Annotated in this window: 17 protein-coding genes and 2 pseudogenes; 10 read left to right on the top strand and 9 right to left on the bottom strand. The window is 68.5% G+C overall.

The annotated features are described in order from the left end of the window. The first annotated feature begins 15 nt into the window (after window positions 1-15). The 8 genes and pseudogenes from E4N62_RS13165 to E4N62_RS13135 all read left to right on the top strand — a co-directional run bounded on the left by E4N62_RS13165 (window position 16) and on the right by E4N62_RS13135 (window position 4,280). On the top strand, window positions 16-444 hold the full coding sequence (locus E4N62_RS13165; protein ID WP_230214131.1) for a secondary metabolite protein: 429 nt from the start codon (window positions 16-18) through the stop codon (window positions 442-444). Next, window positions 441-1,640, top strand: coding sequence for an MAB_1171c family putative transporter (locus tag E4N62_RS13160; protein WP_230214130.1), 1,200 nt, complete (start codon window positions 441-443; stop codon window positions 1,638-1,640). Before E4N62_RS13165 ends, E4N62_RS13160 begins: the two co-directional genes overlap by 4 nt. Then, the gene (locus E4N62_RS47945; RefSeq protein ID WP_308184969.1) at window positions 1,637-2,131 is read left to right on the top strand and encodes an amidase family protein; all 495 of its coding nucleotides are present in this window, start codon (window positions 1,637-1,639) and stop codon (window positions 2,129-2,131) included. The genes E4N62_RS13160 and E4N62_RS47945 overlap by 4 nt, the downstream gene beginning before the upstream one ends. Before the next feature lie 40 nt (window positions 2,132-2,171). Further along, the gene (locus tag E4N62_RS47940) at window positions 2,172-2,465 is read left to right on the top strand and encodes a hypothetical protein (RefSeq protein WP_268269372.1); all 294 of its coding nucleotides are present in this window, start codon (window positions 2,172-2,174) and stop codon (window positions 2,463-2,465) included. Then, a pseudogene (locus E4N62_RS13150) lies at window positions 2,377-2,787 on the top strand (amidase); the annotation flags it as partial. The gene E4N62_RS47940 and the pseudogene E4N62_RS13150, both read left to right, overlap by 89 nt. After that, window positions 2,748-3,035: an amidase family protein gene (locus E4N62_RS13145; protein WP_230214129.1), complete on the top strand. Its 288-nt coding sequence runs from the start codon at window positions 2,748-2,750 to the stop codon at window positions 3,033-3,035. The pseudogene E4N62_RS13150 and the gene E4N62_RS13145, both read left to right, overlap by 40 nt. A 223-nt stretch (window positions 3,036-3,258) precedes the next feature. Beyond that, window positions 3,259-3,798 (top strand): winged helix-turn-helix domain-containing protein, encoded by a 540-nt coding sequence (locus E4N62_RS13140; RefSeq protein ID WP_308184968.1) that lies wholly within the window; start codon window positions 3,259-3,261, stop codon window positions 3,796-3,798. After that, entirely contained in the window at window positions 3,714-4,280 is a 567-nt protein-coding gene (locus E4N62_RS13135; protein WP_230214184.1) for a transposase, read from the top strand. The genes E4N62_RS13140 and E4N62_RS13135 overlap by 85 nt, the downstream gene beginning before the upstream one ends. Before the next feature lie 10 nt (window positions 4,281-4,290). Here the strand turns inward: E4N62_RS13135 and E4N62_RS13130 are convergent, their stop codons facing one another. Beyond that, complete coding sequence (locus E4N62_RS13130; protein WP_230214128.1) at window positions 4,291-4,806, bottom strand: NUDIX domain-containing protein; 516 nt, start codon at window positions 4,804-4,806, stop codon at window positions 4,291-4,293. A gap of 158 nt (window positions 4,807-4,964) precedes the next feature. Here E4N62_RS13130 and E4N62_RS13125 point away from each other — a divergent pair, with 158 nt between their 5' ends. After that, window positions 4,965-5,519 (top strand): nucleotidyltransferase domain-containing protein, encoded by a 555-nt coding sequence (locus E4N62_RS13125; protein WP_230214127.1) that lies wholly within the window; start codon window positions 4,965-4,967, stop codon window positions 5,517-5,519. A 60-nt stretch (window positions 5,520-5,579) separates the two neighbouring features. On the opposite strand, the gene E4N62_RS13120 is transcribed toward E4N62_RS13125, so the two are convergent. From E4N62_RS13120 to E4N62_RS13085, 8 genes are all read right to left on the bottom strand, one after another. Then, the gene (locus tag E4N62_RS13120) at window positions 5,580-6,128 is read right to left on the bottom strand and encodes an NUDIX hydrolase (protein ID WP_230214126.1); all 549 of its coding nucleotides are present in this window, start codon (window positions 6,126-6,128) and stop codon (window positions 5,580-5,582) included. Continuing rightward, window positions 6,125-6,613, bottom strand: a complete 489-nt coding sequence (locus tag E4N62_RS13115) for an adenylyltransferase/cytidyltransferase family protein (RefSeq protein ID WP_230214125.1) — start codon at window positions 6,611-6,613, stop codon at window positions 6,125-6,127. The genes E4N62_RS13120 and E4N62_RS13115 overlap by 4 nt, the downstream gene beginning before the upstream one ends. Beyond that, the gene (locus E4N62_RS13110) at window positions 6,610-7,650 is read right to left on the bottom strand and encodes a Gfo/Idh/MocA family protein (protein WP_230214124.1); all 1,041 of its coding nucleotides are present in this window, start codon (window positions 7,648-7,650) and stop codon (window positions 6,610-6,612) included. Before E4N62_RS13110 ends, E4N62_RS13115 begins: the two co-directional genes overlap by 4 nt. Next, the gene (locus E4N62_RS13105; protein ID WP_230214123.1) at window positions 7,647-8,642 is read right to left on the bottom strand and encodes a hypothetical protein; all 996 of its coding nucleotides are present in this window, start codon (window positions 8,640-8,642) and stop codon (window positions 7,647-7,649) included. Before E4N62_RS13105 ends, E4N62_RS13110 begins: the two co-directional genes overlap by 4 nt. Then, complete coding sequence (locus E4N62_RS13100; RefSeq protein WP_230214122.1) at window positions 8,639-10,192, bottom strand: hypothetical protein; 1,554 nt, start codon at window positions 10,190-10,192, stop codon at window positions 8,639-8,641. Before E4N62_RS13100 ends, E4N62_RS13105 begins: the two co-directional genes overlap by 4 nt. After that, complete coding sequence (locus tag E4N62_RS13095) at window positions 10,189-11,574, bottom strand: nucleotidyltransferase family protein (protein WP_230214121.1); 1,386 nt, start codon at window positions 11,572-11,574, stop codon at window positions 10,189-10,191. Before E4N62_RS13095 ends, E4N62_RS13100 begins: the two co-directional genes overlap by 4 nt. Further along, entirely contained in the window at window positions 11,574-12,320 is a 747-nt protein-coding gene (locus E4N62_RS13090) for a class I SAM-dependent methyltransferase (protein ID WP_230214120.1), read from the bottom strand. Before E4N62_RS13090 ends, E4N62_RS13095 begins: the two co-directional genes overlap by 1 nt. A 142-nt stretch (window positions 12,321-12,462) precedes the next feature. Next, the gene (locus E4N62_RS13085; RefSeq protein ID WP_230214119.1) at window positions 12,463-13,803 is read right to left on the bottom strand and encodes an aspartate aminotransferase family protein; all 1,341 of its coding nucleotides are present in this window, start codon (window positions 13,801-13,803) and stop codon (window positions 12,463-12,465) included. Between the two features lie 673 nt (window positions 13,804-14,476). Between E4N62_RS13085 and E4N62_RS13080 the strand changes: the two are divergent. Continuing rightward, window positions 14,477-14,846: pseudogene (locus E4N62_RS13080) on the top strand (XRE family transcriptional regulator); the annotation flags it as partial.

Raw genomic sequence — 14,846 nt, 5'->3', positions numbered from 1 at the left:
GACCTCCGGCACGAAGTGACCCGCCGGACAGGGCGCGCGGTGCACATCGAGGCGGCCCAGACTGTTCCGGGGCGGCGCTGCGGCGTCACGTACGTCACCCGAAGCGCCTTCTACATCTTCTTCGACCCGCGGACCAGCCGTGCCCACCAGGATCACGTCATCGGCCACGAGATGGCCCATCTGTTTCTCCGCCACCACGAACGCGGCCAGGTGCCCGCAGCGGAGCCGCAGGACCTTGCCCCGCTGCTCGACCCAGAGCTGGTCGAGATGATGCTCGGGCGCAGCAGCTACGAGGAGGCCGAGGAGCACGACGCCGAACTCCTCGCCTCCTACCTGTCCGGCCGCGTCATCGAGCACCGTCTGCGCACCGCGTCCCCGACGGGCGACGACATACAGGAGCGGGTCGCCCACACCCTGCTCAGCCGCAGAGGGAGCGACCGGTGAAGGACCTCCTGCATCCCATCAGCCTGACCGTGGCGCTGGTCGGCCTCGCATTCCTGCTCAGAGACCTTCCCGCCCGGCGCAGGGACACCGCCTGGGCGGCGCTGACGGCCGTCTACCTACTCTCGGCGCTCAGCTTCCTGTTCTCGCTCAGCCCCATGTGGCGGGCCATCGACGACACCCTCGGCACGCGGAACCTTGCCGTGCCGCTGGCCATGAGCTGCGTGGTGGCACTGCTGGCCTGCCAACAGGTCGTCCTCAGCCACTGGGGATCACCCGCCGACCGGGCGCGGCGCATGTCGCGGTACTGGCTCAGCTCCGGCGCCGCTGTCATCAGCGGGTTGTTCGTGCTCTTCTTCTTGCTGACGCCTGCCGTCCAGCGGCCGACGGACTTCACCCTCTACTACGCGCACGACCACATCTACGCGACCTACCTGACCCTCTACATCAGCGCCTACACCTTCGCCGAGCTCTACCTGGCCGTGGCGTGCTGGCGCCTGGCCAGCCGCAGCCCCCGCACGGCCGTCCGTATCGGCCTGAGGATCGTCTCCGTCGGAGCGGCCATCACCCTCGGCTACAGCGCCGTCCGTATCGGCAACGTGATCGCCGCCGCCCTGGGAACCTCACTGGCCGGCTGGGAAGACTTCGCCTGGATCTGCGGCGACATCGGCACCATCCTCACCCTCGTCGGCTGGCTCGTCCCCACCCTCACCGCCCAAGTGCAGCGCACCGCCTACTGGATCGGCCTTCAACGGGCCCACCGCCAACTGCACCCGCTGTGGCTCGCCTTCCACCGGGCCGTACCCGAAATCGTCCTCACACCCAACGACTCCACCGCCACAGGACGCCCACCCACACAAGGCATCTCCTTCCAGGTCTACCGCCGCGTCGTGGAGATCCGCGACGGACAGACAGCCGTCCGCCCCTACCTCGACCACGACGTACGCAAGGACAGCGAACAGCGGCACCGAGCCGCCGGCCTCGCGGGAGACGAACTCCACGCGGCCATAACCGCTGACCAGATCCGCGCCGCCCTCACCGCCCACAGACACGGCACGCCACCGGCCCGATCTACCGACTTCGCCGACCAGAACATGGAGTCCTCCCACCCCATCGAGGACCTCACCGTCCTGAGCGCCGTCGCCCGGCACTTCGCCCGGCACGAACGTCCCACCGCCCGCGAGGATGTCATCCGGTGACCACCGACTACACAGCCCTCCCGGCCCACGCCCAGCTCAGCGCTCTGAACCGGCGTCTCATCTCCAGCCGCGAACTCCTCGACCTCCACCACAAGCGGATCCAGACCAGCACCCTCAACGCCGTCATCACCCTGGACATCGACGCGGCCCGGCAGGCAGCCAGCGCCTCAGACGACCGCCGCGCACAGGGCCGGCCCGTCGGCCACGTCGACGGACTGCCGCTCACGATCAAAGACTCCTTCGAAACCGTCGCACTGCGTACCACCTGCGGCGCCGAAGAACTGCGCCACCACATCCCCGCACGCGACGCCGACGCGGTCGCACGGCTCCGCCACGCCGGAGCCGTGATCATGGGCAAGACCAACGTCCCCGCCTACTGCCAGGACCTCCACACCGACAACCCCTCTTCGGCGCCACCCGCAACCCGCACGACCCACCCGCACCCCGGCGGCTCCTCCGGCGGAGCCGCAGCAGCCGTCGCCGCCGCCTGACCCCCTCGAACTCGGCAGCGACCTCGCAGGCTCCCTCCGCCTGCCCGCCCACTACTGCGGCACCTACGCCCTGCGCCCCACAAGGAATCGTCCCCGCCCGAGGCCACATCCCCGCCCACCCGGCTGGCTGACCACCAGCGACATGCTCACCCTGGCCCCCTCGCCCGCCACCCCGCGACCTGTCCCTCATGCTCACCGCCCTCACCACACCTGTCCCGGACGAGCACACACCGTGGCGCCTCAACCTGCCCGAACCACCCCGAAACCTCGACGACTTCCGCATCGCCATCTGGCCGAACGACCCCGGCTGCCCCGTCAACGACGCCACCGCTGAAAACCTCGAACAACTCACCCGTCGGCTGACCGCCACCGGGACACATATCACCCACACCCCCGGCCCTGTTGGTTTCACAGCGTCATCGAGACTCTTCGAACAACTCCTCCACGCCAACGCCGCCCTCGCCGGCACCGACACCGAATTCACGGCGAACCAGACCAGCGCACGTCACCTGCCTGACGACGACACCTCCCCCCGAGCCACCGCCCTGCGCTACCGCACCCAGACCCACCGCACCTGGCTGACCGCGAACGAAGAACGCGCCCGCCAACGCGCCGCGTGGACGGCGTTCTTCGACCACCACGATGTACTCCTCACCCCGCCGCCCCTACCCCCGCCATCTCCAACGGCAGCCGCACCCTCTACGTCAACGGGAACGAACGCAGCTTCTTCGACCAGACCGGCTGGACCAACCTCATCAGCCACATCGGACTGCCCGCCGCCATCGCCCCCGTCGGCACCGACGACCACGGGATGCCTATCGCTGTCCAGATCATCGGCGCACCGTACGCCGACCGCACCGTCCTCACCATGGCGGAACACATCGCCGACCACGGGCCAACGTGAGCTGTACTGAGCCCAATGCCAGTGACTCAGCGATCGATTCGATGCTCTGACGTGCGAAAATGTCGTCAGCCAGGGCTTCCGGCAGCCGTTACTGATCTCGGCTCGTTAGGGTGATGTTTGCTGAACTTGCTGATGTGGGTGTGGTGTTGTCGGTAGTCCGTGGCGTGTGAGATACGCGGATGGGGGCGGGCTGACGCCTGGAGCACGGCGGCGTCGGGAAGCGGTGCGGATACAGGCGGCGGAGCTGTTCACGCAGCAGGTCAAACCGCCCGAGGTGGCCCGGCAGCTGCGTGTGAGTCTGAAGTCGGTTTACCAGTGGCAGCAGTTGTGGCGGCAAGGCGGTGCCGACGAGCTGCTTTCGCGAGGCCCGAGCGGGGGCCGGTGTCGCCTGTCGCCACGCTGTCTTGAAGAGCTCGCCGGGTATCTCGAGCAGGGTCCGGCCGCGCACGGCTGGACGGAGGACCAGGTGTGGACCGCGGCGAGGGTGGCCACGCTGATCGGCAGGAAGTTTCACGTCTCCTACAGCGTCTCCGGGGCGACGCGGCTGATGCACCGGCTCGGCTTCAGCCCGCAGGTCCCCGCACGGCGGGTCGCCGAGCGCAACGAGCAGGCCGTCACCGCGTGGAAGGAGGCGACCTGGACGGAGGTAAAAGAGCTCGGGCGGCCTGTGGGGGCTACATCTGCTTCGAGGACGAGGCAGGCTTCACCCGCCGGCCGCCCAGGGGACGCACCTGGGGCCGGCGCGGCCACACCCCGCAGGTGACGGTGAGCGGACGACGCTCGGGGCGACTGTCCGTGGCCGGGATGATCGCCATGCGGCCCGGCTCCCGGACCCGGCTGTGCCACCGCCTGCGCACCCACCGAGTGGGCAAAGGCAAACGTCGCAGCATGGGCGAGCGGGACTTCATCGCGTTGATCGACGGCGTCCACCAGCTCGTCAAGGCGCCCATCGTGCTGGTGTGGGACCGTCTGAACACCCACGTCTCCCGCGCCATGGGCGAGCTGATCGCCGAGCGTGAGTGGCTGACGGTATTCCTGCTGCCCGCCTATTCACCCGACCTCAACCCGGTCGAGTGGGTATGGGCGCACGTCAAGCGCAGCCTGGCCAACCTCGCCGTCGTCGCCCTCGACCGGCTCGAAGCACTCGTACGCAACCGGCTCAAGCGCCTTCAGTACCGGTCCGGCATCCTTGACGGCTTCATAGCGGGCACCGGCCTGGCCCTCGACGAACCAGCGTCACCCTGACGAGCCGAAGTCAGTATTCGATGGGCTGGTCGTCCCGGTAGGACCACACGCGGCCGGCGGTGAGGCTGTTGAGGTAGTCCAGCAGGGGTTCGATCTCGGGTCGGGTTGCGGTGGAGGACGATAGGACGGACTTCGCCTGGTCCAGCGGCAGCAGGACAGCGCCGGTCACCTTGCCGTCCGGGTCGTGGACCGCGATCTCGCCGTCCCACTCGGCGCAGTCGAAGGTCGCGACCAAGGCGGAGGGGTACCGGGCGGTCGTGGTGTTGACGAGGTAGGCCAGCGGGCCCACCACCGTCAGATTCAGACCGGTCTCTTCCCTGACCTCGCGGACCAGGGCCTCGGTGAGAAGTTCGCCGCGCTCGACGCCGCCGCCGGGGATGGACCACATCTCCTTGCCATCACGCTGTTCCTGGACAAGGACGATGTGGTTGCCGCGCCGCAGCAGCGCGGCGACGACCTGGACGCCGGGGCCACTTGCCGGTGCGGGAGCCGGGGCGGCCGTGATGGCGGTGTCGTTGGTGGTCATGTTCGCTCCAGTTCGGTTCGCAGAGCCGCGGTGCACCCAGGGAAGCCGCCGGACTCGACGAGGGGTAGGCGGTCTTGGCGTCTCTCCCACGGGATCCCGTATGGCGAAGCCGTAGTGATCGCCGGATATGGGGTCGGGCTGGCCTCTACCCTGATGCGGTGAGCCATTATTCGATGTCAGCCAAGGATGTAGTCGCGCTTGTGGAGCGGCTCGACGCCCACGGCGTAGATGCGTGTGTTGGCGGCGGGTGGGGTGTGGATGCGCTGCTCGGGGAGCAGACGCGAGAACACTCCGACCTTGACGTATGGGCGCCGGCCGCCCATCTGGAGCCGTTGTTCGTCGCGTTCGCTGAGGCTGGTGTCGACCGGATCTTCCCGTGGCCTGGCGACAGGCCGTGGAACTTCGTATTGCACGACGGTGTTCGGTTGCGGGTCGACTTGCACCTCTACGAGCCGCTCGCGGACGGATCGCTGCATTACGGATCCGTGGTGGAGGGCGGTCCTTTTCCGGCTGAGGCCCTCGCCGGACATGGTTCGATTGCCGGAACTGCAGTGCGGTGCGAGTCGGCCGAGTGGGCGGTGCGCTGGCATACCGGCTATCCGGCTCGTGATGTCGATCGCCACGATGTGCCCTTGCTGTGCCAGCGGTTCGGGATCCCTCTGCCTGAGGGCTTCGAGCCGCTTAAGGAGCGTTCCTCAAGCGGCCCGGCGTAGACGCAGGTGACCCTTCTCGATCGGTGTCTCCTCGTGCCAGACGCGGGAAGCTCAGTCTTCTCAGTCTGAGGAGACGTCGGCAAGGTGTCGGGCCTCGCGTAGCAGGGCGAGGAACGGCAGCCAGGTACAGGTCGCGCACCGCTGCCGGACTTGCGTAGGGGTGAACCATCCGGCAGGCCCGCACTCCGAGTCCCGGGGCGGGGCCACCGGCGGATCGGCGAGGCCGGTCTGCGCGGTGAACATCAGCGTGTACGACACCGGGAACGGGTACGGATAGCTGGCCTGCGGTTTCTCGTGCAAGGTGAAGCGTTGCCATCCGAGCAGCGCCAGCGCCTCGGCAGATATGAGAAACCCGGTCTCTTCGCTGATTTCTCTCGCTGCGGCCTGCCGGGCGTCCTCGCCCGGATCGATGTGACCGCCGGGCACGTCCCAGCCCCGTCCGGGAAGGTTGACGTGCGTCAGCAGCAGGTGGCCTTGAGTCTCGGATACGAGGCTGAAGGCCGCGGTGGTCAGGTGCTGTGGTGGGTAGAAGTCTGCGCTGACCACCTCCATCAGATGCGACACCGGGATCCATGGGGCGCTGCCGGTGGCGATGACTTTCTCCGTCATAGGTTCGCTCGCAGGGTGTCGACCAGCCTGGTCGTCGAGTACGGCGCGATCCGGTCGATCGCGTGTACGTGTGCCGCAACCTCGGCGGCGGACGCTACTTCGCTGGGGTATGCGGAGATGCTTGCGCGCGCGGTGGCGAAGACCTGCGGACGCAGGAAGCGGATTTGGCAGTCGGCGGTGGGCTCGTCGTAGAGGAATACCCGGTCGACGCATCTCAGAGCGCCCACGAGGGCGGCGCGTTCGCGTTCGCCGACGATGGGCCTGTTCGGGCCTTTGAGGTGCCGGACCGATTGGTCGCTGTTCACACCGACGACCAGGAGGTCACCGAGCCGTCTCGCCTGCTCCAGGAAGCACAGGTGTCCCGCGTGCAGAAGGTCGAAGCAGCCGGTGGCGAGCACGGCCCTGTCGCGAGGCCGGCTGCTGAGCCAGTCCCGGATTTCGTCGAGTGTCGCCGGGCCGGCGCGGTCATCGTCCGGCGCCGTCATCGCGCGGCGCGCATGAGTAGGTCCCGCGCCGGCGTCAGCTCGACCCATCGGCCGTCGTCGGCCGCCGAGGCGTAGGCCGCGTCGATTACCAGGGAGGTCGTCAGTGTCTCGGCCAGCAGCGGTGCCGTCTGTTCCGGGTGCCGTGTCTTGGTCAGGAAGTCGGCGAACATCGCGGCGAACCAGTCGCTGTGCCTGGGGTCGTCGAAGTTGGACGGCAGGGTCGTGCGGTGCAGCTGGCCGTTGAGGCTGTATTGGACGTCGTCGTTCTCCACGGTGACGCTGCCGCCGCTGCCGATGATCGAGTAGTAGCTGTTGCGGTATCCGGCCGACCAGGTCACATCGAGTTCGATCGGGACGTCGTCGTCGCACCGGATCATCAACATCGCGGTGTCCTCCGTGCCGGTGTGGCCGTCGTGGCGCATGGCACCGGTCAGGCAGGACACGGCTAGCGGGGTGCGTCCGGTCAGGTGGGTCGCCAGGTACACGCTGTGGGGACCGTGGTCGCGGAGGATCCCGCCGCCGGCGATGAGGGGATCGCGCCGCCAGTGCGGGTTCCACTCGGGGACGCCGACGGCGTGACCCTGGCGCAGGGTGCGGAAGCGGGCGCTGAGGACGTCGCCGAAGCCGGGGCTGTGCACGACCTGCTGCATGGTCGCCAGGATGGGGGCGAACTTGTAGTTGTGGCAGGGGTAGAAGATTTTGTCCGAGGCCGCGATCTGGTCGAGCAAGCGGTCGTAGCCGCCCTCGTGCGGCATCAGGACCGGTTTTTCGCACAGCACGTGCAGGCCATCGCGCAGCCCGAGCTCGATGTAGCTGGCGTGGCTGTTGGGCGGTGTGCAGATGTCGATGAAGTCTGGGGCCTCGTGGTCGATCATTTCCGCGTACGTGGCGTATGCGCGCAGCCCGGCTCTGCGGGCGGCCTTCGCACGTGCTGGGGTGGGGTCCACGACGGTGGTCACGTCGATGCCTTCGGTCTGGCGGTATCCGATGGCGTGACCGGTCGCGATGGTGCCGTAGCCGATGATGGCGCCGTTCATGACATACCTCCGTCGGAGAGCAGCTGAAGAAGCTGGTCGCGGTTTGCAGTGAGCTGGACATCCGAGCGCACGTGGTAGGTGGGGCAGTTGGTGACCGCCGCGTGCAGCTGTGCCCGCATCCGTGCGTACTGCGTGGAGAAGGCGCGGTAGTCGCCGCCGCACAGGTCCAGCAGGTCTTCTTCGAGCCGGTAGACGTTGAGCCCGAAGGCGAACTGTTCGGCGATGCCGGCCGCCTCGTCGGGGGGCAGTTGTTGCACGTCGTGTTCGTCAGGGGCACGGAAGTCGGCGATCCACACGGCGCGCAGCGGCACCGCAGCGCCCGCGTGGTGGGGGAATGCTTCGTCAGGGTCGACCAGGCGCTCGCGTGGATCGAGAGCCGCGGTACTCGCTGTGCCGGCTTGGTCCAGCCAGGGGCCGGGCCGCATCCGCATGGTGCTCGCGACTCCCTGGACAGCGCCGCCCGCGAGGACCACGTGCGAGTTGGTGATAAACGTCGCGCCGTTCCGGCATAACCCAGTGACCAGGACGGACTTGCCGGCGCCACCGCGGCCGACGATCAGCGTCGCCCCGTCGCCGACGGCGAGGGCGGCTGCTTTGAGGAAGAGTCCACCGGCGGTAGCGGTGTGCCGAAGGAGCAGGTACTTCACGACGTACGGCCAGACCAGCCGTTCCAGGCGGTCCCCCACGAGCACGATCCGGTTGCCCGAGCTGGACATGCGCACCGGTGCGCCGAAATGGTCGGTCACGTAGTAGCCAGCGCCGAAGTTGCGGGCGCGAGCCGTGGTGTCGGCGGGCAGACCGGGATCGGCGTCCGACAGGCACCACAGTTCCACGTCGGGCACGGTGCCGGTGGGCATCCGTGCGGCTCGGCTGAAGTAGCGCAGCGCGGGGAAGTTGGGCACGTCGCTGGCGATGCGCAGGGTGAGCGGGCCGACGCGGACGACCTGATCCGTACGCAAGCACCCGGACCCGAGCGAGGGCGGTTGCGTCATCGTCCCTCCTTCCTCAGGGTCGTGCAGGCCAACCGGAAGCGGTCGGGATCCTGCCGGGCGGTGTCCAGGACGTCGATGCGGTCCACCAGTGCGCGGATCGCCGCGTGCGGCGCGGTGACGGGCCCGGTGTCATTGCCGGCGAGAAGCTCGGCGACCTCGGCGACGACGAATTGCCGTTCCGCCTCGTCCACCGCGTGGGTGACGGCCTGGACCGCGTCGTCGAAGCAGCCGTGCCGGCGGCCTGCGATCAGGATCTCGGTGGTTTTGCGGTCGTAGTCGTCCGCGTCGGTGCGACCGGCGCAGCTCAGGTAGTGCTCGACACGGAAGTTGACCAGGCCCGGATAACGGGGCTGCCCGGTGATGGGGTCACGGTCTGGCGATCGGACCTGCCAGATCTGCCGGTCGGTCCGGTTGTAGGTGCCCAGGTCCGGGCCGATGATGCCGCGCCCGGAGAGAACCGCCGTCACCTCCGGGCGCGGCGGGAACGGTACCGGGCCGGGCGCGTTGAAGTCCCAGGTGTCGGGATCCAAGTAGCCGTGCAGGCATGCGCGGACCTGGGCTTCGGGGCACAGGACCCCGAGTTCCTCTACTCCGATCTGGCCGCGGCAGTAGGCGCCCCGGTCCCCGTGCGGTACGGGGGCTTCGCCCGGGACCTGTGTCTTCTCGAAGTCGACGAGATGGTGCACCCGGCCGTGCACAAGGATGTTGCGGGGGCTCAGGTCACCCCAGAGGATTCCGCGGTCGAGCAGGGCGTCCAACAGATCCCGGTAGTCGCGCAGCAGCGACGTGTGCTCGCCCGGTGCCAGCAGCATCGACTCGGCGGTCTCACCGGGAACCCACTGCCAGACAGCGTAGACGTGCCCGGACGCGCCGTCCCGGATGGTCGCGAGTAGGGGCGCGAGCTGAAGGCGCCTGGCCCGGCCGAAGGCGATTCCGCCAGCGAGCCGGGAGGCGATGGCGCGGTAGGCGACCTGTTCCTGGGCGAACCGGCCAGGTTTGGCCGGGTTGGCGCGTTTGCTGATCACACGGGTGCCGTCGGGCAGACGCCATGACTTGACGATGCCCTGGCGCAGGCGGGCGTTCGGTCCGGGCACCTCGTGCTGGCTCTCCACGAAGTCCGAGAAACCCGTGCCGAAGTCGTCCAGCAGGGCACCTACCATGTCCCGATGCCCGGGATCAGGTACGTAGGCCCGGGTGCGGTTGTCGGCCGCCGTCAGCACCTGTTCGAGGTCGCCCGTGAGGCGTACCTTCGCAGTGCCCGGGCGAGCGAAGCGGCGCCGCCCGATCTCATGGTGCAGCCGGGCGCGCTCCTGCGCGTTTTTCGTGGACGCGAGGCGTTCACACAGCCGGACGACGGCGTCGGGCGAGTCCGGCTGCAGGTAGACCGCAGCGAGGCGGCAGTCCCCGGTTACCTCGCGCAGCCGGGTTGCCACCGTGGCGGCGCGCGCCAGCAGTTCCGCCAGCCGCTCACCGATCAGGGCCTGGATACTGGCTTCGACCCGCCCGGTCGTGTCCCAGGAGTATCCGGGGAGTTGAGCGGCGCGGATCATCGGGCACCCACCCGATCTGCCGTCTGCCAGGTGGCGGGAATCAGTATGGCCGACAGCGGCGCTCCGGATGCGTCCTGCTCGGCCACGCCGACCAGCATCTCGCCGCCCGCGCGGGGGGCGCGGTAGCGCAGCCGGACGCGACGTCCGGGCAGCAGGTCATAGGTGTCATGGCCGCCGACAGCGGTCAGCTGTCCATCGGACAGGACCCACTCCGTTCCGATCGCTCCGAAGTCGACCCGGCCGTGTTCGGTCGCCGCGTCGGTTGATTCCGGCAGGGCGACCGTGACCGTCACTTCGTCGCCGTCGCGGCGGACCTCGACCGTCCAGGGCGGCGCCGGGCGGCCGGTGTCCAGTTCGATCCGGCTTCCGAGTAGGGGGTTCACGGTGGCAAGGTCGAACCAGTCGGGCAGGAGCAGCGCCTCCTCATCGACCGGAAGGCGCGCCCAGAAGTCCCACCATAGGCAGCGGGGAAACGGGCCGGTGCCAGCCGGTACGGGCAGCGGATTCCTGCCGAGGAGCACGGTCGAGGCCCAGCCCGCCCAGCTCACCGCGTCCCCCGCGTCCAGGTCTGCGACCAACGCGAGGAACCGCTTCGTATCGAATGCCTCGTGCTGGACCAGGGCGTGCAGGTCGGCCAGCTCGGCCAACTTGACGTACGGCTTGGCCCGATGCGACAGCGACCACAAGTTGGTGAAGTTCAAGAAGGCGTGGGCACAGAGCACGATCGTCAGCAGGCAGGGGTCGGGAACACGGACCCGGCCCACCGTGACGGTGCCGCCGTCCATCAGCTGGCCGTGCCGGATCGGGTGCATCGAGGGAGCACGGCGCGGTTGATACCAGGTCTTCGCGTGTTCAGGGGGTGTGAGGTCCGCGTGCCGCACCGCACCGTACCCAGGTACCGGAAGGTAGGCGTGCACGTCGATTTCGACGCCCTCACGGGTGAATTCGCCGAGTTCGTGGAGGAACGGTGCCCGGGTGCGCTCGTAGCCGAGCCGGGTCAGCGCCTCGATCAGTGGCCCTCCGTCGGCACAGACCAGGTCGATGTCCCCGCACCTCAGCAGGTGCTTCTCACCGGTGAGCAGCCCGGTCGCGACCCCCTTCACCACAACCGGTGGTGGCTGTTCGCCGAGCGCGGCCACGATGCGATCGACCGCACGGATGTGGGCCTCGGCGAGCGCCAGGGTGTCGGAATACATCGCCGCTACGGGCCCACCGAGCCGGTCGCGCAGCCATGGAGGCCCAGTAGGAAGGCGCAGCTCCAGACGGCCGCTGAGCGCGTGCTGCCCGATCAGATCGAGCAGCACACGGTCGTCGAAATCCTGATCCTCCGGGATCTCCTGCGCACCGGCAGCCCACCGCAGGACCTGCGTGACAGCGCCCATCACAGCACCACGAACGCGGGGTACGGCGACTGGGGAAACCGCTGGACGCGGTGGCCGGCGAGGTCGATCGCGCTCTTCAGAGCCACGGTCTCACCGGGGAAGTCCGGGTGCGTCAGCTCATCGAAAGCCAGGACACTACCGGCTGCCATGTGGGGCCGCAGTAACTCCAGGCACGCGCGGGTCGGATCGTGCAGGTCCATGTCGAAGTAGGCGAGCGCCACGAGCGTCTGCGGGTTGCGTTCCAGGTAGGCGGCCAGTTGCTCCGGAGCGTCGCCCTTGCACAACTCGAACCGCTGGATGTGCGACATCGGCGCCTCGGCCTCGTGCAGGCGCAGGACCTGTTCCAGGTAGCTTTCGTAGCCGGGCGTGACGCTCATGCTGCCCGGGAAGACCCGGTCGGAGCCGCCGTCCTGCGGGGCCGGGTCGAGGAAACCGGTGAACGTATCGAACCCGACGATCTTCCGGAACATGTTGGTCGGCTCGTGGCGGGCGCGCAACGCGTTGAACACGGACAGGTGGCGGCCCCAGCGGACACCGAACTCGACGATGATCCCGTGGACGCCGAGGATGTGCTGATAGAGCTGTTCGAGGGTGAGGATCTCGTTGATGCGCTGCGGGCGCATGAACACTTCAAGGTGGTCGAGCAGCGCGTCATCGGGGATCGGTCGCTCGGCGAACAGCTCCATGAGCCGGTTCCTGGTCGCCTGCTCCGTGTCGGAAGGCGCGATCAGCCGGGCTGTCGTCACTCGTGGGTCTCCTCTTGCTTCGGCCGAACTCGTCGGCGAGCTGCGAATGAATCTGTGCCAGCCGTCAGCGGGCAACCGCCGACTGGCAGGCTCGCGCCTGGATGTCGGCGCCGGGGCGCGCTGGGAGGGGCTTCGGCGTTGATCAGGCGGCTTGCGTCGCGAGCACCGGTTCGAGCACGGCCAGCGCCTGGTCGCAGCCGTGCAGCGCGCACTCGATGTCCTCATCGGTGTGCGCGGCGGACAGGAACCACTGGTGGCTCGGATGCAGCAGCACCCCGTGCCGCGCCGCCTCGGCGGCGAAGGCCGTGCTCATCCGCTCGCGAATGACTGGATCGGGGTGGATGAACTGAAGGAACGGCATCGGCGGGTACCCGACCACCCGGGCCGGCACACGATGCCGGTCGACGAGTGCCGACAGGCCGTCCTGGAAGGCCGAGCCGGCCTTCCAGATCCTCTCGGACGCGTCGGTGTCACGCAGGATCCGGATCGTGGTGAGTGCCGCGGCCATCGGTGCGGGGTCCGCGTAGAACGTCGACGAGATCCGGGTACGGGCCAAGGTAAACAGCACGTCGGCCCGCCCGACGACGGCGGAGATCGGATGCCCGTTTGCCATGGCCTTGCTGAACGTGCTGACGTCCGCCTGGACGCCCAGGAGTCCCTGAGCACCAGACAGGTCCAGCCGGAACCCTGAGCGCATCTCGTCGAGGACGAACAGCGCCCCGTGCTCGTGCGCGATGTCGCGGATCTTCTGCAGGTGGCCCTCGGGAGCCCTCTCGTTGCCGAACGGCATCATCAGCACGCATGCCACCTGCCCGGGATGACGGACGAACGCATCGCGCAGCGTGCGCAGATCGCTGTAGTCGAACAGGAGGGTGTCGGCGCGGGTCGCTTCCGAGATGCCTGCCGGGATACCTGCTGCCCAGTCGTGCCAGCCGTTGTAGCCCCAGCGGATCACCTTGTCGCGCCCGGTGAAGATCCGGGACAGCCGTACCGCCGTACTCGTCGCGTCGGACCCGGTCTTGAGCAGGTATGCCATCTCCGCGCCGGGCACCACCGAGACCAGCAGGTCGGTGAGCTCGCTCTGGCGGCGGCTCCACAGCGGAGCGATGCAGTTGCCGTTGCGCAGTTCAGCGAGCACCGCCTCGGTCACCCGCTCATCGGCGTGCCCGAGGACGACGGGCCCGTACCCGAGGTTGAAGTCGATGTACCGTCTCCCGTCCAGATCCCACAGGTAAGGCCCGGCAGCGCGACTGAAGTAGCGCGGGTAACGGGTCTGTCCGCTCGCGCACGGTCCGACCACGTCACCCCTGGTCGCCGCCCGCGCATCCGTACGAGCACTCTGGGCGTGCCATCGGTCGTCGAGCGCCATGCCCGCGCCCGTGGCGATAAACCTCCGCCCGGAGCTGGGAGGGGAACTGTCCGTCGGCGGGGCCAGGCACTGAGCCAGGTTCGAAGAGGCCACGGCCTCGTCGGTGGCGGTCATCTCGTTTCCTTCCGGTGTGAAGTGCAGGGCGCAGCGATGCCGCTAACCCGGCCAGTTCGACGGTGCAGAACAAGGGGCGTGGGTTGGCAGGCGCGTGGCGTGAGCGCCGTCGCCGGTATGGCGTGCGGCTCCAGGCAGCGGGTCCAGTGCGCGAAGCGGTCGGCTCACCCGCCGGTGGCGACCCCCGCCAGGATCCGGTCCGGGCGATCAGCAGATCCGCCACCGTCCGGTCAGGAACGGGAGCGGGCTGCCAAGTCCAGCAGGGCAGCCTCCGGTCGGCAGCCGATCCTTGATCAGCCACTCGCCGATGACGGCACGGGTCTTGGCCGGGTCCAGACGCTGAACGTCCAACCCCGTACACGTGGTGTCGAGCCCGCGACACGGCAGAGAATCGGCAGGTTGATCCACTTTCCTCCCCCTTACTCCGTGTTCGGTGCACGACAGAGAACCGCAAACGGGGCCCGGGGAGTAGTCGTCCGCGCTGTTTACGGGGTGGACGGGGTGTACGCACGCAACCCGGTGTACCTACACCGGGTTTCACCCGCGCCAGGTGCCGATTCGGAGCGCCTCGCGCTAGCGTCGACAGACGTGTTGCGCGCCCGGAAGGAGTGCCGTGGTGGAGCCACAGCCGGTAGGTGCAGCACCGCTTGCCGTCCTCCTGACGCAGCTCGGGATGAAACCCGAACAGCTCGCCGCGCGAATCAACGAACTGCGCGCCCGTCGCGGGTTATCGCCGCTGCACATTAAGAGCGCGTACCCGTGGATCCGGCCGGTGCCAGTCCGACCTGACAAGGCCAATCAGACGGACGCACTCGCCGTGCTCAGCTTCCGAGCCAGACGCCGCGTGACAGCCCAGGAACTGGGCTGGGGCGGGCCACGACGCCGCCAGAACAGACCTGTCCGCCCATACCTGGACACCCCCGGCGACGCCGCCTTGCCCGACCTGCTCCACGAGATCAGCAAGGGAGACCCCAACTCCATGGACCGCCGTACCCTCCTCAGCGGAGCCGCTGTCACAGCGCCCGGCCTGGCACTCCTCATGT

Source organism: Streptomyces sp. MNU76, from assembly GCF_020982545.1.
Lineage (GTDB): Bacteria > Actinomycetota > Actinomycetes > Streptomycetales > Streptomycetaceae > Streptomyces.
The sequence above is the reverse complement of the archived record's forward strand: the minus strand, read 5'-3'. Positions and strand labels throughout refer to the sequence as shown.

Bases quoted from the DNA above. Each gene is read 5' to 3' on its own strand.
- E4N62_RS13130 (WP_230214128.1), bottom strand. From the start codon at position 4,806: ATGACCACCAACGACACCGCCATCACGGCCGCCCCGGCTCCCGCACCG.
- E4N62_RS13120 (WP_230214126.1), bottom strand. From the start codon at position 6,128: ATGACGGAGAAAGTCATCGCCACCGGCAGCGCCCCATGGATCCCGGTG.
- E4N62_RS13115 (WP_230214125.1), bottom strand. From the start codon at position 6,613: ATGACGGCGCCGGACGATGACCGCGCCGGCCCGGCGACACTCGACGAA.
- E4N62_RS13110 (WP_230214124.1), bottom strand. From the start codon at position 7,650: ATGAACGGCGCCATCATCGGCTACGGCACCATCGCGACCGGTCACGCC.
- E4N62_RS13105 (WP_230214123.1), bottom strand. From the start codon at position 8,642: ATGACGCAACCGCCCTCGCTCGGGTCCGGGTGCTTGCGTACGGATCAG.
- E4N62_RS13100 (WP_230214122.1), bottom strand. From the start codon at position 10,192: ATGATCCGCGCCGCTCAACTCCCCGGATACTCCTGGGACACGACCGGG.
- E4N62_RS13095 (WP_230214121.1), bottom strand. From the start codon at position 11,574: ATGGGCGCTGTCACGCAGGTCCTGCGGTGGGCTGCCGGTGCGCAGGAG.
- E4N62_RS13085 (WP_230214119.1), bottom strand. From the start codon at position 13,803: ATGACCGCCACCGACGAGGCCGTGGCCTCTTCGAACCTGGCTCAGTGC.